The organism is Paenibacillus tianmuensis (assembly GCF_900100345.1).
GTDB classification, from domain to species: domain Bacteria; phylum Bacillota; class Bacilli; order Paenibacillales; family NBRC-103111; genus Paenibacillus_G; species Paenibacillus_G tianmuensis.
Genome location: NZ_FMTT01000004.1, coordinates 159,448 through 180,814, shown reverse-complemented (window position 1 = coordinate 180,814; position 21,367 = coordinate 159,448). Strand labels below are relative to the sequence as shown.

General features: G+C 55.6%; 21 protein-coding genes. 13 read left to right on the top strand and 8 right to left on the bottom strand.

Going from position 1 to position 21,367, the window contains the following annotated elements; genetic code table 11:
* Window positions 1-4: 4 nt before the first annotated feature.
* The 8 genes from BLO51_RS04630 (at window position 5) to BLO51_RS29670 (ending at window position 8,620) form a co-directional block, all read left to right on the top strand.
* Entirely contained in the window at window positions 5-1,381 is a 1,377-nt protein-coding gene (locus BLO51_RS04630; protein WP_090667473.1) for an extracellular solute-binding protein, read from the top strand.
* A 61-nt stretch (window positions 1,382-1,442) separates the two neighbouring features.
* Complete coding sequence (locus BLO51_RS04625; RefSeq protein ID WP_090667470.1) at window positions 1,443-2,327, top strand: carbohydrate ABC transporter permease; 885 nt, start codon at window positions 1,443-1,445, stop codon at window positions 2,325-2,327.
* Window position 2,328: 1 nt separating this feature from the next.
* Window positions 2,329-3,156 (top strand): carbohydrate ABC transporter permease, encoded by an 828-nt coding sequence (locus BLO51_RS04620; protein WP_090667467.1) that lies wholly within the window; start codon window positions 2,329-2,331, stop codon window positions 3,154-3,156.
* Between the two features lie 313 nt (window positions 3,157-3,469).
* The gene (locus tag BLO51_RS04615; protein WP_090667464.1) at window positions 3,470-4,084 is read left to right on the top strand and encodes a TetR/AcrR family transcriptional regulator; all 615 of its coding nucleotides are present in this window, start codon (window positions 3,470-3,472) and stop codon (window positions 4,082-4,084) included.
* Window positions 4,085-4,127: 43 nt separating this feature from the next.
* Window positions 4,128-5,333: an HlyD family secretion protein gene (locus BLO51_RS04610; RefSeq protein ID WP_090667460.1), complete on the top strand. Its 1,206-nt coding sequence runs from the start codon at window positions 4,128-4,130 to the stop codon at window positions 5,331-5,333.
* A complete protein-coding gene (locus tag BLO51_RS04605) occupies window positions 5,314-6,468 on the top strand; it encodes an ABC transporter permease (protein WP_090667456.1) in 1,155 nt (384 codons plus the stop codon). The genes BLO51_RS04610 and BLO51_RS04605 overlap by 20 nt, the downstream gene beginning before the upstream one ends.
* Window positions 6,465-8,297 (top strand): hypothetical protein, encoded by a 1,833-nt coding sequence (locus BLO51_RS04600; protein WP_090667453.1) that lies wholly within the window; start codon window positions 6,465-6,467, stop codon window positions 8,295-8,297. The genes BLO51_RS04605 and BLO51_RS04600 overlap by 4 nt, the downstream gene beginning before the upstream one ends.
* Window positions 8,298-8,476: 179 nt before the next feature.
* On the top strand, window positions 8,477-8,620 hold the full coding sequence (locus tag BLO51_RS29670) for a hypothetical protein (RefSeq protein WP_217266690.1): 144 nt from the start codon (window positions 8,477-8,479) through the stop codon (window positions 8,618-8,620).
* Between the two features lie 73 nt (window positions 8,621-8,693).
* Here BLO51_RS29670 and BLO51_RS04595 read toward each other — a convergent pair whose 3' ends face one another.
* Together BLO51_RS04595 and BLO51_RS04590 are read right to left on the bottom strand one after the other, a co-directional pair.
* Complete coding sequence (locus BLO51_RS04595; protein WP_090667449.1) at window positions 8,694-10,016, bottom strand: 6-phospho-beta-glucosidase; 1,323 nt, start codon at window positions 10,014-10,016, stop codon at window positions 8,694-8,696.
* Entirely contained in the window at window positions 10,013-10,996 is a 984-nt protein-coding gene (locus BLO51_RS04590) for an N-acetylglucosamine kinase (RefSeq protein ID WP_090667446.1), read from the bottom strand. The genes BLO51_RS04595 and BLO51_RS04590 overlap by 4 nt, the downstream gene beginning before the upstream one ends.
* 228 nt (window positions 10,997-11,224) lie before the next feature.
* Between BLO51_RS04590 and BLO51_RS04585 the strand changes: the two genes are divergently transcribed.
* Window positions 11,225-12,016, top strand: coding sequence for a GntR family transcriptional regulator (locus BLO51_RS04585; protein WP_245719530.1), 792 nt, complete (start codon window positions 11,225-11,227; stop codon window positions 12,014-12,016).
* 87 nt (window positions 12,017-12,103) lie between these two features.
* On the opposite strand, the gene BLO51_RS04580 is transcribed toward BLO51_RS04585, so the two are convergent.
* Window positions 12,104-12,913, bottom strand: coding sequence for a helix-turn-helix domain-containing protein (locus tag BLO51_RS04580; protein WP_090667440.1), 810 nt, complete (start codon window positions 12,911-12,913; stop codon window positions 12,104-12,106).
* Window positions 12,914-13,058: 145 nt separating this feature from the next.
* On the opposite strand from BLO51_RS04580, the gene BLO51_RS04575 reads away from it, so the two are divergent.
* Complete coding sequence (locus tag BLO51_RS04575; RefSeq protein WP_090667436.1) at window positions 13,059-13,508, top strand: SRPBCC family protein; 450 nt, start codon at window positions 13,059-13,061, stop codon at window positions 13,506-13,508.
* Here BLO51_RS04575 and BLO51_RS04570 read toward each other — a convergent pair.
* The 3 genes from BLO51_RS04570 to BLO51_RS04560 form a co-directional block, all read right to left on the bottom strand.
* Entirely contained in the window at window positions 13,505-13,711 is a 207-nt protein-coding gene (locus BLO51_RS04570; RefSeq protein ID WP_090667432.1) for a hypothetical protein, read from the bottom strand. The genes BLO51_RS04575 and BLO51_RS04570 overlap by 4 nt on opposite strands.
* A gap of 36 nt (window positions 13,712-13,747) precedes the next feature.
* Window positions 13,748-14,911, bottom strand: coding sequence for an acyltransferase (locus BLO51_RS04565; protein WP_281180324.1), 1,164 nt, complete (start codon window positions 14,909-14,911; stop codon window positions 13,748-13,750).
* 174 nt (window positions 14,912-15,085) lie between these two features.
* A complete protein-coding gene (locus BLO51_RS04560; RefSeq protein WP_090667427.1) occupies window positions 15,086-15,964 on the bottom strand; it encodes a hypothetical protein in 879 nt (292 codons plus the stop codon).
* A gap of 281 nt (window positions 15,965-16,245) precedes the next feature.
* Between BLO51_RS04560 and BLO51_RS04555 the strand changes: the two genes are divergently transcribed.
* A complete protein-coding gene (locus BLO51_RS04555) occupies window positions 16,246-16,686 on the top strand; it encodes a flavodoxin (protein ID WP_090667424.1) in 441 nt (146 codons plus the stop codon).
* A gap of 117 nt (window positions 16,687-16,803) precedes the next feature.
* On the opposite strand, the gene BLO51_RS04550 is transcribed toward BLO51_RS04555, so the two are convergent.
* A complete protein-coding gene (locus BLO51_RS04550) occupies window positions 16,804-17,391 on the bottom strand; it encodes an ASCH domain-containing protein (protein WP_090667421.1) in 588 nt (195 codons plus the stop codon).
* A gap of 137 nt (window positions 17,392-17,528) precedes the next feature.
* On the opposite strand from BLO51_RS04550, the gene BLO51_RS04545 reads away from it, so the two are divergent.
* On the top strand, window positions 17,529-18,200 hold the full coding sequence (locus BLO51_RS04545; protein WP_090667418.1) for an HAD family hydrolase: 672 nt from the start codon (window positions 17,529-17,531) through the stop codon (window positions 18,198-18,200).
* Window positions 18,201-18,595: 395 nt separating this feature from the next.
* A complete protein-coding gene (locus tag BLO51_RS04540) occupies window positions 18,596-20,287 on the top strand; it encodes a long-chain-fatty-acid--CoA ligase (protein ID WP_090667415.1) in 1,692 nt (563 codons plus the stop codon).
* A gap of 154 nt (window positions 20,288-20,441) precedes the next feature.
* Here BLO51_RS04540 and rocF read toward each other — a convergent pair whose 3' ends face one another.
* Window positions 20,442-21,353 carry an arginase gene (gene rocF, locus BLO51_RS04535; protein WP_090667411.1) on the bottom strand — a complete coding sequence of 304 codons (912 nt, stop codon included), beginning with the start codon at window positions 21,351-21,353 and terminating at the stop codon, window positions 20,442-20,444.
* Window positions 21,354-21,367 lie beyond the last annotated feature (14 nt).

Sequence of the window (21,367 nt, the reverse complement as noted above, 5' to 3'; positions counted from 1 at the left end):
CCAGATGAAGAAAAGTGTACTTTGTTCCGCAAGCGCAGCGCTCTTGCTGACCACCGTACTGGCTGGCTGCGGCAGCTCTGCGCCGGCTGCGAATAGCGACAAAGACAAAGGAGCGGAGGCCGGCAAGTCGGCTGCGGGAACGGAGGCGAAGGGCGGCTCGTTCCAAATGACGGTGCGTCACATCAACGTCCGGGAAACGGCAAAATCGGCGCTGGAGCTGTTGCAGAAGGTGACGGCGAAAACGGAGCAGGACGTTCCGGGACTTAAGCTGAACCTCGACGCCGTCGAAGATACCGTTAACCGCGATGTGAAGCTGAAAGCGGAAATGTCCTCCGGCAAGCCGCCGCATATTTTCAACTTATTCGGTGGTGCGGATACCCAGAACTATGCCAAGGCAGGCCATTTGCTCCCGTTGAACGATATTCTGAAAGAGCTTGGCTTGTCGGACCAATTCTACAATCTAAGCGAATTTACGGTAGACGGCAAAATCTACGGTCTGCCGGAATCCGGTTACGTGGAAGGGTTCTACTACAACAAGAAAATGTTCCAGGACGCCGGCGTCCAGGTTCCGAAAAACTGGGAAGAGTTCCTCAAAGTCTCCGAAGCTTTGAAAGCGAAAAAAATTACGCCGATCGCGCTGGGCGGCGGACCGGAAAGCGCTTGGGCGATCAACATGTTCGGTAACAGCTTGTTTGTCGGCTTAGGCGGTACCGAGCAGCAGGAAGGCTTCAAATCGGGCAAAACCAAGTGGACTGACGCTCCGGTTGTAGAGGCGTTCAAGCGGATGAAGGAATTGAAGGATAAAGGCTATATTGATCCTAACGTATTGGGACTGAAATATGCCGAAGGTCAGGCGAAGTTCTACACAGGCCAGGCTGCTATGTTGTTTGACGGCACGTGGACGACTTCCGCGGTGCTTGACAAAGAGAAATCGACCGTGAAAGACAATGTCGGCTTCTTCCGTCTCCCGGATGTGGGCGGCAAAGGCGACGGTTACATCAACGGCGGCTGGAGTAACGGCTACGGCTTCTCCGCTCACCTGAACGACAATGAATTGAAAGCCGTTAAAACGTTCATCAAAAACTTCTACACGATCGAGAATCAAGCCGACCAGCTTAACAAAGCAAACCGGATTGCGGCTATGAAAAACGTCAAAGGCGCGAACGACGCGCATCCGCTGGTCAAAGAAATCAGCGACGCTCAAGGATCGTCCAAAGGCGCATTCCCGGCGTTCGACGCCTTGGTTCAGCCGAAAGTGAAGGTGACGCTCGAATCTTCGATGCAAGAACTGCTTGGCGGACAAATTGCACCGGAGAAACTTGCCGAACGGATGCAAAAAACGCAGGATGAAGCGAATCAAGCCGACGGCCAAAAAAAATAAACAGCTAAACAAGGGTGCCGCCATCGCGCGGCGCCCGCATTTTGCTATCGGAGGGTGATCCATGAATAAGGTGCTGAGAAATCCGGTGGCCTACTTAATTTTTATCGTCCCGGCCCTGGTTTTATATGTGACGTTCTATATCGTTCCGCTGATCTCGTCCCTAAGATATTCCGTCACAAGCTGGAACGGGATTAACGAACCGGTGTTCAACGGAATCGAAAACTTCCTTAAAGCGCTCCAAGACGAAAAGTTTTGGATCGGATTTAAAAATAACATCTATTTTGTCGGGTTTTCGCTTTTTATCCAGGTTCCGATCATTATCACGGTCGGCATTATCGTCAGCAGGGCGAAAAAGATGCTGGGACTTTATAAAGTATCGGTGTTTTTGCCGAGCATACTGTCGACGGCCGCCGTGTCGATTATATGGCAATTCATCTACCAGCCGGATGCCGGGCTGCTCAATCAGCTTCTCCGCGCTACCGGTTTCGCCGAAGTGGCCAAGCCGTGGCTTGGAACCTCGGATACGGCTATGACTGCGGTGCTCATAGCGAACGCTTGGCAGTGGACCGGATTTTATATCGTTCTGGTGCTCGCAGCCATCTTCGCGATTCCTTCGGAAGTGCTGGAGGCGGCGGAAATCGACGGCGCTGTCGGTTTTAAGAAGGCGTGGCACATCACCGTTCCACTCATTCGATCGGTTATTGTCGTCGTCATGCTGCTGTCGATTACGGGCGCGATGAAGGCGCTGGATATCGTCTTGATTATGACCAGCGGCGGCCCTTTCGGCAGTTCGGAAGTTATGGCCTCGTATATGTACAAGCAGGCGTATTCAGCCGGCGAATACGGTTACGCCAATGCTATTGCGATTATCATTTTTGTGTTTACGTCTATCGTCACGCTCATTTTCCATATGTTCTCACGCAGGGTAGAGGAGGTTAAATACTGACATGAGTAAAGCGTTGGTCAAAAGTATTCCTCATCTCGTCCTGATTCCGTACGTGCTGATCATCGTCTATCCCATCTACTTCATTGTGATCTCGTCTTTAAAGAAAAATAACGAGATTATCACGAATCCATGGGGACTGCCTTCGGAGTTTTCCTTTTCGCACTATGAGAGCGCGCTGACAAATTCACACCTTGGCACGTATTTTTTTAACAGCCTTTATATCGCTACCATCGCTACGGTCGGGTCCTTGTTGCTCGCCATGGGGATCGCTTTTGCGGTTACGAGAATGCGGTTCCCGTCGCTCAGCAAGCTGGTGTACGGGCTGCTGCTGCTCTCGCTGCTCATTCCTCCCGCTTCGCTGCTTATTCCGCTGTATATTATGGTGAAGGACATGGGGCTGTACAACACTCCGCTGGCGCTCATTATACCGTATATGGCGTTTGGGATTCCGTTAACCGTCTTTGTCGTGGCCGCTTTCATGAAGGCGATTCCTACTGAGCTTGAAGAGGCCGGCGTCATGGATGGGCTGTCCGCTTATGGCTTGCTGTTCCGGGTTATATTCCCTCTGTCGCTGCCGACGCTCGTTACGGTGTTTATCATTAACTTCCTCGGCCATTGGAACGAATATGTCATGGCCAACCTTTTTCTATCTACACAGACGCTCCGGACGCTGCCTGTGGCGGTCGTCGGGTTTGCGGACAAATTCAACATGAACTATGGCGCCCTGTGCGCTTCGATCAGTATCAGCGTCATCCCGATCATTATCATCTTCATCTTTTTGCAAAGGCAGATTATCGAGGGCGTCACGGCGGGCAGCGTAAAGGGGTAATCGCCCCTTCTGCCTGCTTTCGCTGCGTCAGCTTCGAAGCTCCGGCCGCATTCGGCCCGGGCTTCTTTGCGTTCATCCGAAATTCTCCCGCTTAGGCAAGCAGCGAGTCGGACAAGCCGGTGGGTCTCTCGCCCGAATGGAGCAGCGTACGGCATTTCTCTTAATAATAGAAGCGTGTCAGCTGGCAAAAAAAATGGTTAGTTTTCTATTGACAGGTTAGATTATCCAGTATAAAATACCACTCAGAGATAACTTGAACGATTGTTCAAAACGTTCGTTCAAAACATGTGTTCAAACTGAAAGGGAGGTTTTCATGAAACCAGAAGCGCAGGGAAAAGACGTTAAGCTGAAAATATTGAACGCCGCCAAGAAGCTGTTCGCGAAAAAAGGCTTTGAAGGCACGACTGTGCGGCAAATTTGCGATGAAGCGGGAGTGGCGCTCGCTCTGGTGTCTTATCATTTCGGCGGCAAGGAGAACGTGTTTTATGCGCTGTTCGAAACGTTCGCCCCGGCGTTCCTGGTGACGGAGTACGAACTGAACGATCCTGTACACGATCTGCAATCGTTTATCCGGGAGTTTACGCTCTTCCGCTTGGCGGAGCCCGAGCTCATTAATATACTTCAGCAGGAGGTCATGATGGAGAGTCCCCGGCTGGAGAAGCTGCAGTCGATTATCCACGTGCTTTGGCGGCAGCTGCGGCTCATTCTTGAGGCGGGCAAAGCCAAGGGGCAGTTCGAGTTCGATTCGACCCGCCATACGGTGCATTTTATCGTAGGTACGCTTGTGTTTTCGCGCAGCAGCCCGTTTCTGGACCCCGTATTCCGGGACGAGAACGAATCCGCCCAGCCTAAGGCGGCCGAGACCGAAGCATCGGTTGCGGAGCTGACGACCAAATTCATTCTTAACGGAATCAAGAGCCCGCTATAGACCATATAGAGAAAAGAAGCATCAGGAGAGGGGAACGGAGGAAATGAAGAAACAAGTGGCGGCAATCGTCGTATTGGCTTTTGCGCTCGGCGGGGGAGGCTGGATGCTGGCGGCACAGGGCAAGGATGCGGTAACGCTGGCCTCTTCCAACAAAGGAAGCATTCTGACGGCAGAGCAGGTGAATGTATCCTTTCAAGGCGTCGCCGGCAAAATCATCGAGCTTTCGATCAAAGAGGAGCAGACGGTACGCAAGGGGGACGTATTGATGACGCTTGATCCGACGGATATCGACCTTCAGCTCCGCAAGGCGCAGGCCGATGTGGAGGTTACGACCTTAAAGATCAAGCAAGCGGAAGACGGCATCCAAGTCGCCAAAAGCAAGCTGGATAATGCGGTGAGGCTGGCGCAGGTCGGCTTGTCGCAGGCGGAGACGCAGGTGGCGCAGGTGGCGGACGGAGCGAGAAGCGAAGATATCGAACGGCAGAAGCTTGCCGTCGCGGCCTCGGAGGAATCGTACACGCATGCGCTCAAGCTGTACAACCAACTGCTGAACACGGAGGAGACGTACGATAATAATCCGTATTCGTACAAGGATCACCGTGATGCGGTCGAGAAGGCGCGCAGCCAGGTGATGACGCTGGAGAATGCGAGAAACCAGCAGCAGACCGTTTTGGATAAAATGCTGTCCGGCGCTACGGATAAAGAACGCAAGCTGGCGGAGCTGCAAGCGGACCGCGCGAAGGCGGTCGTCGAGCAGCAGCAGCTCGCCGAAGGCGATATCTCGAATCAGCAAATCGGCATCGAGGCGCTGAACAAGCAGTTGGAGCAGCTTCATATTTTGATGGAATCGCTGAATGTGCAGAAGGGCCGCTTCACGCTGCGCGCTCCGGCTGACGGCAAGGTGGTCAGAATTATTCCGAAGGCGGGCGAGAATGTTGGCTCCGGGATGCCGGTCGTCGTATTGGAAACAGGCAAGCTTTATTACGACTTATATGTAGACGAGCGACAAGTTGGAAAGTTCCAGGCCGGTTCCGCTGTACCTACGCATTTTGCCGCACTGCCGGACAAAGTGGAGGGCAAGGTACAGTTCGTCACGGCCGCGCCACAATTCGCCGCGCTTCGCATGAGCCGGGAGAAAGGCACCGCGGATTTGAATTCGTTCCAAGTGCGTGTCTACGTAGAGCGGACCGACAAGCTGCTGCCAGGCATGACAGCGGAGGTGCATGTCGATGAAATCCCAGCTCGATGAATGGAAATACGCGCTATCCGGCAAATTCGTCCTGGCGATTCTGATCGCTCCGCTTATCGTGGCCGCACTGTTCGGTTACATGTTCAAGAACGGTCAAATCAACGAAGCGCCGATGGTGGTCATCGATGAAGACAACAGCTTGTACAGCCAGCAGTTTATCGACAAGGTGAACGCATCCCAATACTTGAACGTCGTGGACGTGTTCCACGAGGCGATCCCGCCGGAAAAGCTGATGGCCAATGAAAAATATATGGTCATCATGTATTTGCCGCGGGGGATGGAACAGTATCGTTTCCAAGGGAAGCAAATTAATATAGGCCTGCTCATCGACAACTCGATGCCGTCGGCTATTGGGAACATACGTTCCGGTATGCAGGAGCTGATTACGATCGAGAACACGACGCTGTCCGTAGGCAAGCTGAAGGTGATGGGACTCGGCGACGATGCGGCGATGGGAATTGCCTCCCCGATCTCGCTGCAGCAGCGGCTGTTGTTTAACCCGACCTCCGATTTTATAGGCTTCATGGTCATCGGCTTCGTCAATGTGGTGGCTCTAGGGATTACCGCCATCGCCGCCGCATCCATCGTCCCTCGTCTGCGGGTAGAGGGCCGGCTGGAGGAGGCGCTTCGTTCGCCGATCGGGCTCTGGTCGCGCGTGCTGCCGTATGCGGTGATCTCCTGCATCAGCTTGATGCTGGCCTTCGGACTTTTGAAGCAGCTTGGCGGGCTTAGATTTGTCGGGAACCCGCTGGAATTTGTGGTTCCGCTGCTGCTTTACACCTTGACGGTCACATTAATGGGTATGGTCGTCGGCTGGACGGCGGCGGACCCATCGAAGGTGGCGCTTCGCACCTATGCGATTGTGTACCCGTCCTTCATGCTGTCCGGCGTACAGGTGACCACGATTATATTCCCCGGGCCGATTCAAGCGGTCAGCAATATGCTGCCGCTGACCTGGCTGTTCAAATTCATTCGGGGCATCGGCTATCGTGGCGGCTCGCTCGAATATTTCGCAAGGGAACTCGGTGTATTTGTCGTGATGATCGGCGTGATGTCGCTTGCCGTCGGTTTGCTGACGATGTGGGAGTCGCGCCGGGTTAAAGTAAAATCAACGGTGGGAGAGGTTGCAGCATGATGAATTCGAACCAACAATGGAAAAAAACGGCGCTTTCCGTCGTTCTGACGGCTTCCCTGCTCGGTACGGCGTCCATTTCGCCTGCCATGGCGGCTTCGGAAGCTGCGGCAGCGGCCGACGCGTCGAAGACGGCTTCCGGCACGATTACTGGAACGCCACAGTTGCAAAGCTATACGCTAGCGGATAAGCTGCAGGTCGAAATCAAGAGCTTGCTGAACGAGACGACCAGCGAAGGCACACGCATCGCTGCGGTTGTGCGGGTTCGGAGCTCGGACGCCAAGGTGGCGAAAATTCCGGATCTGGAGCTGCGGGTCAAAACCGCCGACGGGTACGAATATCCGATGCAAGCGAGCGTGTTTAACGCCCATGCCATTCGTCCGGGTACGACCGAGGAATTGAACTTCTTCGTCAAGGTGGACCGCCGGAGTCCTGCGGAGCTTGCCGAGCTTGTCTGGTATGCCGTCGACTGGTACTCGTATCCGAAGAAGGAAACCGTGCGGCTCGCGGTGCCCGTGAAAGGACAAGAATGGACCGGGCCGCTGTCCGGCTTCGCGAATGCTTCTTCCTCGGTGCTGTCGTGGGAGCGCTCCTTTACGCTAAGTCCGGCGCTGGAATCGCCGCTTGTCTATACGCCGGTTTCGGTGAACCGGGATAACACGCCGCAAGGCCCGGTCACGACCGTAAAGATGCGCGTGGAGAATCCGTCCGCGACCAAGGAGGCCGTCCCGGATATTACGCTGGACGGCAAGTCGAACGGGAACGGCAGCACCGATAAAACTGTCTTCCCGGGAAAACGGGTCGAGGCGTCGCCGTTGGTGCTCGAGCCAAAGGAGCAGCGGTACATCCATTTCGCCATCCCGACCGATAAGGATACCGTGCTCACGAGTTTCAACGTGCTGACTCCGGAAACGTTCCGCCAGCTCGATCCCAAAGGCCAGCCCAGCCAGGTTTCCTACAGCGTGGGTCGTTATCGGGTGGCGCTGCCGGTCACGAGCAGCACGACGGAATTCAATGCGGCCAAGCCTTACGAACCGGGCCAGCCTTTCGCATTTGACAGCTTGTCCGATACGATCGATCCGCGCCTGTCGGTGTCGATGGTCGAGTTCCATCGTCATGAGAATGATGGCGAAGGCTATCAGACCGTGATTGCGAAGCTGCTGCTCAAGAACAACAGTGACCTGCCAGTTCTGGTGCCGACATTCCAAACGAAACTGATTACGGCGCAGGGCATGACGTATTCCGGCAATCGTCAAGCGGGGACGATAGCGGAGATTATGCCGCAAACGAGCTATGCTGTCAGCTATGCGTTCAACATGCCGACCGAGAACGAGGATGAGCAATACGTTCTGAAGTTCACGGATGCGAAGACGGCAGCGCCGGCCTCGACGGCGATCGGAGCGTACCGTGTGGCCATGCAGGAAACGAAGCTGGACCTGAAAAATATGTCGTTCTATCCGTTCAACGTCAAGCTCAATGACTGGACGCTGAACGCGCGGTATATCGTACCTTCGGCGCTCTCTCCGAACACGCCAATCAGCTATACGTATCGGATGAAGCTTGATATGGACATTACCCGCCACGAGCATGTCGTCGTCGATCCGAATTCGTCCAAAATGCAGTTGGAGCTCGTAGATAAGACGGGCAAAATATTGTCGACCAAGTCGCTGCCGTTCAGCGGCGTGAACCGGTTGATCAGCGGCGTACAGTTTATTCAGTTCGACGCCCTGCGCACCGAAGAGCACGAGTATCCGCTGGACATTAATATATACGAAGTGATAGCGACCCCGACGGGTGAAGCGAAGCGGCTTGTCGGCGTACTGAAGCAATAGGCGATTTTTTAACGGCATACCCGAAGAAGCAGGTTCTCTCAGCGAGAGCCTGCTTTTTATAATGATAGAATGTAAAAATTTTCAGCGGAGCTGAACCATTCTATCATTTCAAGAAAAGCTTCCTCTAAGACACGAATGGTTCTTCCTCGAAAAGGCTTCGAAAAGAAGCTGGTAAGAGTATGGCCATTCATTCCTATTGGGAGAAAAGGGGTATGGAGTTCGAGCTGTTCCGCGATCCAGCCATTCGTCAGGTGATCGCTTCTGAAGGCATCCGTCCGATTCGCTGGTCGGATCTGCAGCACCTGATACGAAAGGGAGTTTAACCCGCCCGAGCACAAAAATAAAGATCCCGCCAGGTTCCGAAAGGAACAGGCGGGATCTTGTCTTATAGGACCGTTAACGTTGCCAATAAACAGGCAGCTCCGCTTGGTTTTCCCGCAAAATATCGTCCAGCACCGACTTGGCCAGCGAAGCGGAGCCGACGAGCGGATGAAGGGTCAGCGCTTGAAGCGCGGTCCCGTAATCCCCGGTGACGGCAGCTTCGACCGTCAGCTCCTCGTAAGCTTTTACCGCTTGCAGCAGCCCGCGGATTTTGGCGTCGATCGGCGTGGTCAACTGCACCGGGTGGGCGCCGTTCGCGTCGATCACGCAGTTCACTTCTACCGAGACGTCGTCCGGCAGGCAGCCGATGATGCCGTTGTTGCGCACGTTGACGGTTTGGATGTCCTTTTTGTTATTGTAAATGGAAGAGACTAAATTCAGTGCCGCTTCGGAATAGTAGGCACCGCCGCGTTTTTCGAGCTGCGGAGGCTTGACGTTCAGGTTCGGGTCTTTGTACATCTCGAACAGCTCGTCTTCGACCTTCTTCACGGCTTCTGCCCGTGTGCCTGTCGTTTCCGCCGCATGGAGCTGCTCTTTCAGCATCTCGTCGCGCAAATAATAATAACGGTGGTAAGCGCACGGAAGCGAGCCGAGAGATTTCAAAAATTCGAGATCCCAGCCGAAATCCGGGATGTTCTTCATCGTAAACCCGCTTTGTCCGCTTGCTGCTTGGAACAGCACCTGCTGGGTCACGTCGACGCCGTCCACGATCATGCGAGTCGTCCAGTTCAGATGGTTGATGCCGATCATCTCAATGTCCACTTGGGAGACGTCGACATTCAGCGCCTTGGCGATCTGTATCCGGGTACCGATCGGCAAATTGCAGAGCCCCATCGTCTGGATGCTGGAATGCTTCAGTACAGCTTCCGTCACGATCCCTGCCGGATTCGTAAAGTTGAGCAGCCAAGCATTGGGCGCAAGCTCTTCCATGTCCTTGCAAATATCCAGAATGACCGGAATCGTACGAAGCGCCTTGGCGAAGCCTCCCGCGCCGGTTGTTTCCTGCCCAATCAGATTGTAGCGCAGCGGAATGCGCTCGTCCCGGGCGCGTGCCGCGAGCTGGCCGACGCGGAGCTGCGTCGTGACGAAGTCGGCATCCCGGATCGCCTCCCGGCGGTCCAGCGTCAAGTGGAGATTGATCGGGACGTTCGCTTTTTCCAGCATGCGCTTGGCCAGATTGCCGACGATTTCGAGCTTTTCCTTGCCGGCTTCGATATCGACCAGGTACAAATCTTTCACGGGAAGCTCGGGATACCGTTTGATGAAGCCTTCGATCAATTCTGGCGTGTAGGAAGAGCCGCCACCGATAACGGCTACTTTTAACGATTCCTTTTTCATGCTTCATACCCTCCGTAAGCTGCAAATTTGGAATGCATAGCTTCGCCTGCCGCCAGACCCAGATGGTCCATGCCGAGCAGTACGGCGCCGTAAACCGGAGCCATCTCCGGAATGATCAGTTCGATGGAGCCGTGCTCCTGCCGGACCGTCTCCTCCAAGGCGGCGAGCAAATGCGGATTGCGGCCTTTCTGCACGACGCTGCCGACCAGCACGATCGGAATCGTCTCCTTCCGGAAGCCGCCCAGCCGGCGGATGACCGAGCACGCCGCGATGCCGAGTTCCCGGCCGGTGTCCTGCAGGAGGCGGATCGCCAGAGCGTCGCCTTCGTCAGCCGCCTCGTGCAGTACGATCGTGAGATTGCCCTCCCGCAGCGAATAAATGTCCCGGTCCAGAAAATCGTTCACCATCTGCTCGACGGTGTCGAAACCGAAATAACGAGGCACTTTGTGCTGCAGAACGGACGGAATGTCCCGGTACTCCCATGAGCGAACCGCCGCTTGGAATGTCCGCGTCGCCATGTAGTGGCTGCCTGCGGCGTCGCCGTACAGCGTTCCAAGGCCTCCGGTTTGAATCGTGCGGCCTTCCTCGTTGCGTCCCGCCGCATTCGTGCCGCTGCCGCAGACGAGCACGACGCCCGCATTGTCCGGACAGCCGATACGAAGGCCTTCCATCGTATCGCAGACGACGTCCCAATTCGCAAAAGGCAGCGTCGCCAGCGCGGGGCGAAGAATCGAGAAATCGTGCTCCCGGTCCGCACCCGCAAGGCCGTACTGGACGAAGGCGATATCGTCATGAGCCAGGCCGGCCTCCTGAATCGCTTGTTCTACGGATTGCCGGATATGCCCCAGCGCCTTATCGATGCCGACAATCTGATGATTGCCGCATCCGGCAATGCCGCTTCCCCGCTTGTTTCCATGCTCGTCGATAACAACTGCATACGTCTTGGTTCCGCCGCCGTCTACGCCGATGATATAGCTCATGCTGATGCCGACTCCTTCCTTCTCCTAAGAAGCACTTGTTATTACAAATATTATTAATTTGCATTTGTCATTACAAATTTAACACGCCTTCCGAGCGGCGTCAACGGGTTATTTTCAGATAAAATAGGCTCTTGAATACCTATCTTCAACGTTGTATCCTATAGTTGTATCTAAATTTGTATCGAATGTTTGGGTACAATGACTATGGTTCTTATCGGAGGTTTCAACGTGGCAAAAACGAAAGCGGACGCTCCGCTCTATCATAAGCTGAAAAACCGTATACTGGAGCTGATCGAGTCGGGACGGTATCGGCCGGGGGACCGCTTGCCGACCGAATACGAGCTGTGCGAGCAATTTGAGGTGAGCCGGACGACGGTCCGGCAAGCGCTGCATCATTTGAAGCTGGAGGGGCATATCGAGCAAACGCAAGGCAAGGGCACCTTCGTCGCTTCTTCCAAAATTCAGCAGCCGCTGTCCAGCTACATCAGCTTTGACGATTATATGAAGCGGCTGGGGCTAACCGGCGAAACGAAGGTGCTGGAATTCGCTGTGGTGCCGGCAAACGCGAAGCTGGCCAAGATGCTGCAGGTCGCCGAAACGGACCCGCTCTTCAAGCTGATCCGTATGCGGTATGTTGACCGGACGCCCCTGAAATATTCCATTACGTATATTCCGTGGAAGGTTGCGCCGGGTCTTGCTCTTGAGGAAATTCATGGCTCGCTGTACGACGTGTTCCGCGGCAAGTACGGGCATCAATTAAGCAAATGTGTCGACTGGATCGAGCCGATCCTGACCGATGATCAGTACAGCGAATATTTGGAGGTGGCCGTCGGGGCTCCCGCCTTGATGGTCCGTTCCGTTACCTATGATACGGCGGGCATACCAATGGAGCATTCGCAGGAAATATTCCGCGGCGACCGTTCGAAGTTCGTGCTGGAGCGCGACCTCCAGTCGCCTTCTGCGAATTATACGGGACTGCTGCCCGACCCGTGGCAGCACGAGCCAGACGGCGCGGAATGACCCCGGAGTACGACAAAACGGCCCGGTTCCAACGAACCGGACCTGCTCCACGCTTGCCTTGCCTATTCGAACGGCAGCAGCCCGGGGTTAGCAGGAATGATGCTTCTTGACGTATTGCTCCGGCGACGGCCCCACAATCGACCTGAAATCGCGGATGAAATGGGACTGATCGTAATAGCCGAGCGCCAAGGAAAGCTGCAACCAATCGGGAACGGAGCCATGGTGCATCTGCTCGGCCGCTTCATGAAGCCGGTAGCGCCGAATGACCCATTTGGGGCTTACGCCGACATAGCGGTCGAACATGCGCTGCAGCGTCCGCTTGTGCACTCCGGTTTGGCGCACGGCATCATCCACTTTGACGATGGTCCGGTCGTTTTGGATGCGGCTGACGATGTCGCTCACCAAGCTGACGTTGTCGTCCGGCGCCGGGAGCCGCTCGCCGAGGAACGTTTCCACCCGGCGGAGCGCCGGCTCGATCTCCTCTTGGGCAAAAATTTCTTTCTCAAGCGGCCCGCTATCCATCCCGAACACTTCGCGGAAGCTGACGGAGCTGTCCGTCAACCGGGATATCGGCTCGTTCAGGAAAGGGTAGAAGCCTCCGGGCTTGAATTTCAGGCCAAGTACCCAGCCTCGGTCCTGCAGCAAATGAGAGGAGGTCACACTGGTAACGCCGTAAATGCGCGTAAGCTCCGGTTCGAAAACCAGATTGACGTTCGGATGGGTCAATACCGTCTGACGATACGGCGCTTCTCCGCGCAAGTCCCACTTGACGATCCAATAATGCTGCACGAAAAAGTCGATTTCCGCCGAAGGCTGGAATCGGGACAATACAAACTTTTTTTCACCGTTTTTCGGATGCAATAGTCCTCTTGGGGTCTCGTCGGCCGTCCTGTGCATCAAATCTCTCCCTTGCCCCGTTATGCGGGAAAATCGTTCTGTCGCGTTTTTCCTATACGCTTGTCCGCAGCCGAATGTATAGTAAGAGTAACAGTCGGGGCATCCGATTGCAATTCCAAAATAATAGATGCGCGGAGGGATAAGCATGGATCTTGTTTACCATTACTATATCGGGGCGTCACCGGAGGACGTCTGGCAGGTATTGATTTCGGACGAAGGCGTGAAAAAGACGATGTTCGGCTGTACGATCCGTTCCACCTTCGAGGTTGGCGCCGATTACGCGTACGTGGGACCCGGGAACGACGGCGACGAAACTGTCCACGTCTACGGCGAGGTGCTCGCCATCGAGCCTAACCGTCTGCTCAGCGTGACCGAGCATGCCGGACCTTCTTACCGGGACAACCACGCCGAGCTGGAGACCCGGATCACGTTCGCGCTGGAGCCTATGGGCAGCTGCACCAAGCTGACGCTGGTCAACGACAAGTGGCCGGCCAATCATCCGTCGTACGAGAACACCCGGCAAAGCTGGCCTATGATTTTGAGCAATATCAAAACCTACGCCGAAACGGGCAAAACGCTTGATTTCGGTTATTAATATCGTGTCAAACGGGACGGAGACTTGCTTCGTTCCGTTTTGCTTTCTGCGATTTTCGCGCCGGCATAGGCAACGATCAGGAGGAGCGTAATCCAGACGGACCGTTCGAAGGCGATGCGAAAGCGCTTGCGTCCACAGGTCGTCGCCGATGATAAAATAAGCCACCCGGTTGGAGATGCATAAGCCCCCGTCGTGCATGCCAAGAATCAGACCTCCGGCTCTTCTGCGATTTAGCGATTTTAGCCCTTCATGCTGTCAGCCGACAGGCCGGGAACTGGCTGCGGTTTCTTTTTGGATTTCCCCAAACCGGTCATCCATTGCCCGAGGAACGGAATCCTGGACAGCGCAAATGTGGCCAGCACCGACATCGCCGAGCAAAGAATAAAGGCAAGGATCGTGCGAAGTGTGACGTTCACCTGCGGAAGCAGTACGTCAGAGAGCATGGTAGCCCAGGTCAGCATCAGCGCATGGATCAAATAAGCGCCATAGGAATATTGGCTGACAATCCAGAGCACACGGCGCGTAAACCCCTTCGCGGATTCGGCGACCCGCATTCCGAACTTATATGCCACAAGAATCGAAACGATCAAGAAAACCGCCGTCACCGGGCGCAGCAAAAGCAAGTCCTCGTAGTGATTCTGAGATGCGGGGTTATTTTCGAAGCCGGCAACGACACGATAAGTCAAGTAAGCGGACAAGCTAAAAAAACCGGCATACACCAGCGGCCCGTTGCGTCTCAGCCATTCCCTCCAGTGCGTTAGCGCCGAACCGGAGACTGCTCCAAGGACAAAGTAGTAGAAGAAATAGAGCGAGTTGCGGTCTGCATATTCGGTCAGCATGGGGGTCAGCGCCGGCAGATTCCATTGCTCCGCCGCCTGATAAAGCGGCCATATTAGAGTCATACCATACACATACACGATAGCCAAAAGCATCATGGCGGCGATCGCGCGCCCAGATGTCACGATTCGGCTTCGCACATTCTGGATCACCCAGCGCCAAAGCGGAAACGTCACGTAAAACGGAATGATCATCACAATATACCACAAGTGATACGAGGCTTTGCCGGTAAATGCCAGCCCCACGAACTGCTGTACGCCTGTGAAGAGGCCGGTGCTTTGCAACAATGCGGGAGCAGCATAGATGAGGGACCAGAACAAATACGGGACGCCGATGTCCTTCAGCCGCTTTTGCAGAAACGAACCGTAACGTAGCGGCCCGTCATAATTGTAAAACAGTACGAGACCTGTAATAAAGATGAACAACGGAACAGCAAACTTGGAAAGAAGAAGAAAAAGTGTAAACATCACGCCATCCGAAAGCGTTGTATCCGGCTCGGACAAATAGTGGCCGATCGAGTGCTGCAGCACAACGGCCAGAAAGGCGAGTGCCCGTAAAACATGTATTTCTTCAATAGTTGTTTTTTTTCATTTTGATCTTCTCTGACCCCCAAACGACAATAAACCCTACTGCTATGATTCAAACAACTCTATCATTATAGTGCAAAGTATAGCGCTTATGAAAGATATGACGGATTCGGGATTTCTGGAATCGCCCGTGGATGCGGCGGATGAACTGATTTACCGGCGTCCTCTATGAAGCTTTGGGCTGATCCACACGGCGGATTCTACGGTTTTGGAAGAGGGTTCTGGTTTTGGAGCCTTCGTTTGCTTTGAAACGAACAGGCGGGAAGGGGCGGTTTTGCGGGTCCGCGATTTGCCGCTCCGGCTGGCGGTCACGGTTTTGGCGACGGTTCGTTGTGCGGACCTCGACCGGTATGACGATTTTATAGGCTGAGCCGAATCGTTCGGCGCAGTACCGGTCGCCGGGTCGACGGATTCCGGTGCGTCCGATAACGGCGAGAACGATAGCGTCCGGGCCACTTGATCATAAGCAAGCAGGCACGGCTGCCCATTGCCCAGCCGAAGCTTGGCCGCAGCGCCCGCCGACAGTACGAATTGTTCGCTAAGCTCGTTTTGGGGCACCGAGAGGCGGAGCTTGACGGAAGCACTCCCGTGTCTGGCCCGCACGGTCCGGCTCCTTTGTGCGCCAGCCATTCCGAGCTTGTTCAGTAACGAATACCCGATTCTTACTCTCGGTTCCGGTTGACCCTTTTCGGTAAGCACGATGACCCGCTCTTTGTTCAAGGTAATTTTGGTCAGAGTCACAGTCTGTTCGAGCTCGTTATATTCCAGCAGGCAGCGGGCTCCTCCCCGCAGGTTGACGGCTTGGGCCGTGGCCGGTCCCATTTCGATGTAATGAAACAGGCATTCGTCGTCCTGTCCCCGCACGATGCGGATTTGTTTTCCCGGACTGCCTTCTTTTTTCAAAACGACCATCGTTCCGTCCCGAAGCGCGTGCAGCTCATGTGCGTAGCCGTTTATACAATTCGCGACCACTGTTATCGTATCCTCGCTAAGCTCCGGGTTTACAACGACATCGAATAGTCCTCTTGCCACTTCGATCCTCTCCCGTAATGCCGATGTAAGTTTCTGTCCTGCTGGCACCTATATAAGGTATGTCATCCGCCGTCCTATGGTATGGACAGTTGTCTTGAGGTACCTATCACGAAAAAAGGACGCGTTCCCGGAACGGCGCATTGAGTCAGGTGTCGGTGGAAGGCGATGCGGACCGAAAATGAGTGGCTTCTCAAAAAAACATAATTGACAATGATAATCATTATCATTTAATATGATTGAGGAAGTAGATGGAACATGACGGAAAACGGAGGAGCTTGGAAATGAAGCTGATTATTGTGTTTGCCAGCATGACGGGCAATACGGAGGAGATGGCCGACGAGGTCGCAGAGGGGGTCCGCGAAGCGGGGATCGAGCCGGTCGTCAAAAACGTGATGGATGCAAGCGGTCACGAGCTGGCAGATTACGACGGCATTATTCTTGGAGCTTACACTTGGGGCGACGGTGAGCTCCCCGACGAATTTCTCGATTTCTACGAAGAGATGGACGGTCTGGAGCTGAGCGGGAAAAAGGCGGCGGTCTTCGGTTCGGCGGATTCCTCGTACGCGCAGTTCGGCAAGGCGGTCGACCTTCTCAAGGAGAAGCTGGAGGAACTCGGAGCGGACGTTGTCGCAGAAGGCTTGAAGGTAGAATTAAACCCGTCGGATTCGGATAAAGCCGCCTGCCGGGCACTCGGCAAACAGGTGGCGGATGCTTTGGCCTGATACGGCTGCCGCGCGCCGGATATCAAAGCACCCCTTGCGCTGCACATCCAAGACACACAAGCATCGTGTCCATGCAGGAAGGGGTGGTTTGCTTCGGACCGGTCGGTTCGAAGCTTGTCAAGGTTGAAGATGCTTAAGCAGCCTGATGCCGCGGGACGACAGCTTGTACCCCGTGCCCAGACTGATCGTAAGCCCGAGCTCCTTGAGCTTCCGCACGTTGATTTTGAGCGCATCGGGTTCCCAAGCCATTCTGTCGGCCAATTCGGCCGCTCTACTGCCCGACAGCTCTTGGATGAGAAGCATCGTTTGCAGCGTCCAGGGACCTCGTCGGCTTGCCTTATCATAGCGCTGCAACCGGCGCTTCAACTCGTCTACCTCGGCATCGGTCAGCTCGTCTTGCTCCCACAGCATCTCGCGCGGATCGGAACCGGCATATCGCAGCTCAATTCGATAAACGTTACCCTTGCCGCGGTATCGGTTCAGTTCTTTCCGCAGCTCCGCCAGCGATACATAGCCGGCCCGTCCGGCATCTTCCGCGGTCAAACGCTCCTCTTCCGCAACGACCTCCACGCTTTGAATCTCAAGCACGCCGACCGGTGTGCGCAGCTTGGTTCCCTCGTTGATCCGCGCTTTCTTCCAGCATCGAAAAGCCGTCGTGACACTGCCGTCCGCCAGCCTTTTCAGCACGTCGTTTTTGAACAGCATGGGCATTCACCTCCCGATCTTAGTATAACATGCGCTTGGAGCTCCGAAGGGAGCGTGATAAAATCAGTTCAGACGACACTTTGTCGAAGATAGATTTCACGCTATGCCAGATCAGGAAAGGAGAAAGGGGAACCGATATGTTTACGACTTTTATATTCGATATGGACGGCGTCATCATTGACAGCGAGCCGCTTCACTTCAAGGTGGATATGGAGGTGATGGAAGGGCTCGGCGTTCCGATTACGAAGGAGGAGCTTGAAGCGTATGTCGGGATGACCAATCCCGAGATGTGGACCCGAATCCGGCTCAAGTACGGCCTGGCGACATCCGTCGAGGACATCATCGAATTGCAGCTGAAGCGGAAGCTGTCGTACTTGGAGGCTTCGGACGACCGGCCGATCGAGGGGATCGCGGAGCTGCTTCATTCGCTGCATGGCAGCAAGCGGATCGGTCTGGCTTCCTCCTCGCCGCGGGTGTTCATTGAGGCGGTGCTGAATAAGTTCGGCCTGCTTCCGTATTTCGATTTTGTAATAAGCGGCGAAGAAGTGGACCATGGCAAACCGGCACCGGATATTTATTTGAAAGCCGCTGAAATGCTCGGTGCCTCGCCCGATCAATGCATCGTCCTGGAAGATTCCCGCAACGGCGTGGCTGCGGCCAAAGCTGCCGGTATGACGTGCATCGGGTTTCAAAATGTCAATTCCGGAAACCAAGATTTATCAAAGGCCGATTGGATCATCGGCTCGATCCGCCAGATCCGGCTTGAAGAGCTCGAGAGGCTGATTCCATCAGCCGAAGCGGGAGCTTAAGCCGCCGCGTAGTCGGTCCAACAGAGAAGCGCACCTCTTTTCGGGCAAGAGCTCATTTGCATCCCCGGCAGGTGCGCTTCCGTTTGCCTCCCCGTCCCCCGCAAGAATCCCACCAACTCCCCATGGATCAATCGTTTGCCTTCTCACCTGAATCTCACCTATGGCATAGACGCAGCTTGCGGCGCATAAATTACCAAGTACAGGGGAAATGGCGGCGCTTTCGGACAACCTGGCCGGCCGTTGGCCGCAAGCGGCAAAGCGGACGGTCCTGTGGTTCGTCCGCTAGGGCGGTTTACCGTTTCCCCAATCGGCCGCCGCCGAGGTGTCATACGTGACCGGCGAAACCGTCGGCGTCGGCCTCCAGACCAAGGTAACCTTGCATGGAGGTGGTTTTAATGCCCGACAAGCCTTGGCTGCGTCACTATCCTGCCGAGGTGCCGCCGACGTTCGACTACCCGCGACATTCGCTGGCTTGTTTTTTGACGGAGTCCGCCCGTACGTATCCGCAGCGCGCCGCCTTGGATTTTATGGGCAAAACGATGACTTACCGCAAGCTTCTGGAGCAAGCGAGCCGGTTTGCGGACGCGCTCGTCCGGCACGGCGTGCGCCAAGGCGACCGGGTGGCGCTCATGCTGCCGAACTGCCCGCAAACGGTCATTGCGTATTTCGGCACGCTGCTTATGGGCGGCATCGTCGTAATGACCAATCCGATGTACACCCCGCGCGAGCTGGAGTATCAGCTCAAGGATGCGGGGGCCCGGACGATCGTCACGCTGGATCTGCTGTACCGGCGGGTATCGGAAATTGCCGAGTCCGCCGAGCTGAGGCATGTCATCGTCACGTCGATCAAGGACTACATGCCTATCCCGCAAAAATGGCTCTACCCGATGTTCGCGAAGAAGCAGGGACTGGACCGGAAAGTCGTTTATGGCAACGGCGTCTATCCGTTCCGGCAATTTATGGAGCGGGGTTCCCCCGAGCTTCGGCAAGCGGAGGTGGATGCGGAACACGATCTGGCTTTGATCCAATATACCGGAGGCACGACCGGGCGGGCCAAAGGAGTGATGCTCACGCATTATAACCTAATCGCCAATACGATTCAAAGCCGGCTGTGGTCCTACCGTTTGAAGCCCGGACAGGAAACGTATTTGTCGGCGCTGCCTTTTTTTCATGTGTTCGGGCTTACGGTGCTGTTGAATCAGTCCGTTTATTTGGGCGGAACGCTGGCGCTCCTGCCGCGGTTCGAGACCGGCTTGCTGCTTGAGACCATTCGCCGGACGAAGCCGACCGTGTTCCCCGGCGCGCCGACGATGTATATTGCGCTTCTCCAGCAAGCCCGCAAGCCGCGGTTTAACTTATCTTCGCTGAAGCTGTGCATCAGCGGGGCCGCTCCGCTGCCGCTTGAGGTGCAGGAGCAGTTCGAGGCCATCTCGGGTGGCCGCCTCGTCGAGGGCTACGGCTTAACGGAAGCGTCGCCCGTCACGCACGGGAACAACATCTGGGAGCGGCGGAAAATCGGCTCCATCGGGATTCCGTTCCCCGATACGGACGCGCGGATTGTCGACCCGCAGACGCTGGAGGAGCTGCCGGTCGGAGAGGTCGGCGAGCTTGCCGTCTGCGGACCCCAAGTGATGAAGGGCTATTGGAACAGACTGGAGGATACGGCGGCGGTGCTGAAGGACGGATGGCTGTACACCGGCGATATGGGAAGGATGGATGAGGACGGCTTTTTTTACATTTTGGATCGCAAAAAGGACTTGATCATCGCCGGAGGCTTCAATATTTATCCGCGCGAGATCGAGGAGGTGCTGTACGAGCACCCGGATGTGGCGGAGGCTGTGGTGGCCGGCGTGCGCGATCGTTACCGGGGGGAGACGGTGAAGGCGTATCTGGTCATGAAGCAGGGCAGCGAGGCGGGAGCCGAGGAGCTCAACCGGTGGTGCCGGGAGCGACTGGCCGCTTACAAGGTGCCCCAGATTTACGAATTTCGCGATCATCTGCCCAAAACGATGGTCGGCAAAGTGTTGCGCAGAAAGCTGTTGGAAGAAGAGGCGAAACGGACGGAAGGCGAAACGCCCGGCGATTGACGGCAGATGCTGGGCTGCCTGATCCGCGCCATACTGCGTAAGCTCATATAAAACGAAGCAAAGTGCTTCTGCAGGCAGCAGTACACGCTGCGGCAGAAGCACTTTGCTATTGCAGGGATGCCGTCCGAACGCATCCGGCAAATCGGGCAGCCGATCACAAAATTTGCTCCCCAAGCAGGGAGCCGATCAATTCGACGGCGAGCTGTGCCGTCTTCTGTCCCGTATCGAGCGACGGATTCACCTCGACCAGCTCGGCGGACGTCACGATTCCCGATTCGTGCAGCAGCTCAAGGGCCAGGTGCGCTTCCCGGTAGCTGAGTCCGCCTTTCACCGGCGTTCCCGTGCCGGGCGCTTCGACCGGATCAAGGCTGTCGATATCAAAGCTCAAATGTACGCCGTCCGTGCCTTTGCCCGCCACCTGAAGGGCTTCTTCCATCACGCTGCTCATTCCGCGCCGGTCGATGTCGTGCATCGTGAAGCAGGTGATACCCTGCGCCTTGATGCTGGCTTTCTCGCCCGGATCGAGGTCTCTTACCCCGAGAAGGACCGTATGCTCCGGCCTGATCTTCGGGCTAATGCCCCCGATTCGGGTTAACCGTTCGTCGCCTTGCCCGAGACTTGCGGCGAGCGACATGCCATGGATGTTGCCCGAAGGCGTCGTATCGGGCGTGTTCAGATCGGAATGGGCATCAATCCAGATCACGCCGAGCCGGCTATAGTGCGAGGCCAGCCCTGCCAGCGTACCGATCGCGATGCTGTGATCGCCACCGAGAACGAGCGGGAAGCTCCCCTGCTGCACGATACGGGAGACGCCGGCGGCCAGCGCTTCGTTCACGGCCAGCACGTCGTGAAAATACTTTAGTGCGGTAAGCGGAAGCGCATCCTGATTGAGCTGCGGCTCCGGCCAAGTCAACAGTCCGGCATCGCTCCATTGAATGCCGAGCCGGCGTAATTTTTCAGGCAGACCGGCTTGCATAATAGCTTCCGGGCCGCCGCGGGCCCCCCGGCGTCCGGCCCCCAAGTCGAAAGGAACGCCGAGAAGGGTGATTGAGTTTGCGCGGGTCATGCAGTCCAGCTCCT

What these genes read in the sequence shown, in the direction of transcription:
- BLO51_RS04610 (WP_090667460.1), top strand. Translation starts at nt 4,128, where the DNA reads ATGAAGAAACAAGTGGCGGCAATCGTCGTATTGGCTTTTGCGCTCGGC.
- rocF (WP_090667411.1), bottom strand. Translation starts at nt 21,353, where the DNA reads ATGACCCGCGCAAACTCAATCACCCTTCTCGGCGTTCCTTTCGACTTG.
- BLO51_RS04630 (WP_090667473.1), top strand. Translation starts at nt 5, where the DNA reads ATGAAGAAAAGTGTACTTTGTTCCGCAAGCGCAGCGCTCTTGCTGACC.
- BLO51_RS04605 (WP_090667456.1), top strand. Translation starts at nt 5,314, where the DNA reads ATGAAATCCCAGCTCGATGAATGGAAATACGCGCTATCCGGCAAATTC.
- BLO51_RS04540 (WP_090667415.1), top strand. Translation starts at nt 18,596, where the DNA reads ATGCCCGACAAGCCTTGGCTGCGTCACTATCCTGCCGAGGTGCCGCCG.
- BLO51_RS04625 (WP_090667470.1), top strand. Translation starts at nt 1,443, where the DNA reads ATGAATAAGGTGCTGAGAAATCCGGTGGCCTACTTAATTTTTATCGTC.
- BLO51_RS04575 (WP_090667436.1), top strand. Translation starts at nt 13,059, where the DNA reads ATGGATCTTGTTTACCATTACTATATCGGGGCGTCACCGGAGGACGTC.
- BLO51_RS04620 (WP_090667467.1), top strand. Translation starts at nt 2,329, where the DNA reads ATGAGTAAAGCGTTGGTCAAAAGTATTCCTCATCTCGTCCTGATTCCG.
- BLO51_RS04545 (WP_090667418.1), top strand. Translation starts at nt 17,529, where the DNA reads ATGTTTACGACTTTTATATTCGATATGGACGGCGTCATCATTGACAGC.
- BLO51_RS04550 (WP_090667421.1), bottom strand. Translation starts at nt 17,391, where the DNA reads ATGCTGTTCAAAAACGACGTGCTGAAAAGGCTGGCGGACGGCAGTGTC.
- BLO51_RS04600 (WP_090667453.1), top strand. Translation starts at nt 6,465, where the DNA reads ATGATGAATTCGAACCAACAATGGAAAAAAACGGCGCTTTCCGTCGTT.
- BLO51_RS04615 (WP_090667464.1), top strand. Translation starts at nt 3,470, where the DNA reads ATGAAACCAGAAGCGCAGGGAAAAGACGTTAAGCTGAAAATATTGAAC.
- BLO51_RS29670 (WP_217266690.1), top strand. Translation starts at nt 8,477, where the DNA reads ATGGCCATTCATTCCTATTGGGAGAAAAGGGGTATGGAGTTCGAGCTG.
- BLO51_RS04595 (WP_090667449.1), bottom strand. Translation starts at nt 10,016, where the DNA reads ATGAAAAAGGAATCGTTAAAAGTAGCCGTTATCGGTGGCGGCTCTTCC.
- BLO51_RS04555 (WP_090667424.1), top strand. Translation starts at nt 16,246, where the DNA reads ATGAAGCTGATTATTGTGTTTGCCAGCATGACGGGCAATACGGAGGAG.
- BLO51_RS04590 (WP_090667446.1), bottom strand. Translation starts at nt 10,996, where the DNA reads ATGAGCTATATCATCGGCGTAGACGGCGGCGGAACCAAGACGTATGCA.
- BLO51_RS04580 (WP_090667440.1), bottom strand. Translation starts at nt 12,913, where the DNA reads ATGCACAGGACGGCCGACGAGACCCCAAGAGGACTATTGCATCCGAAA.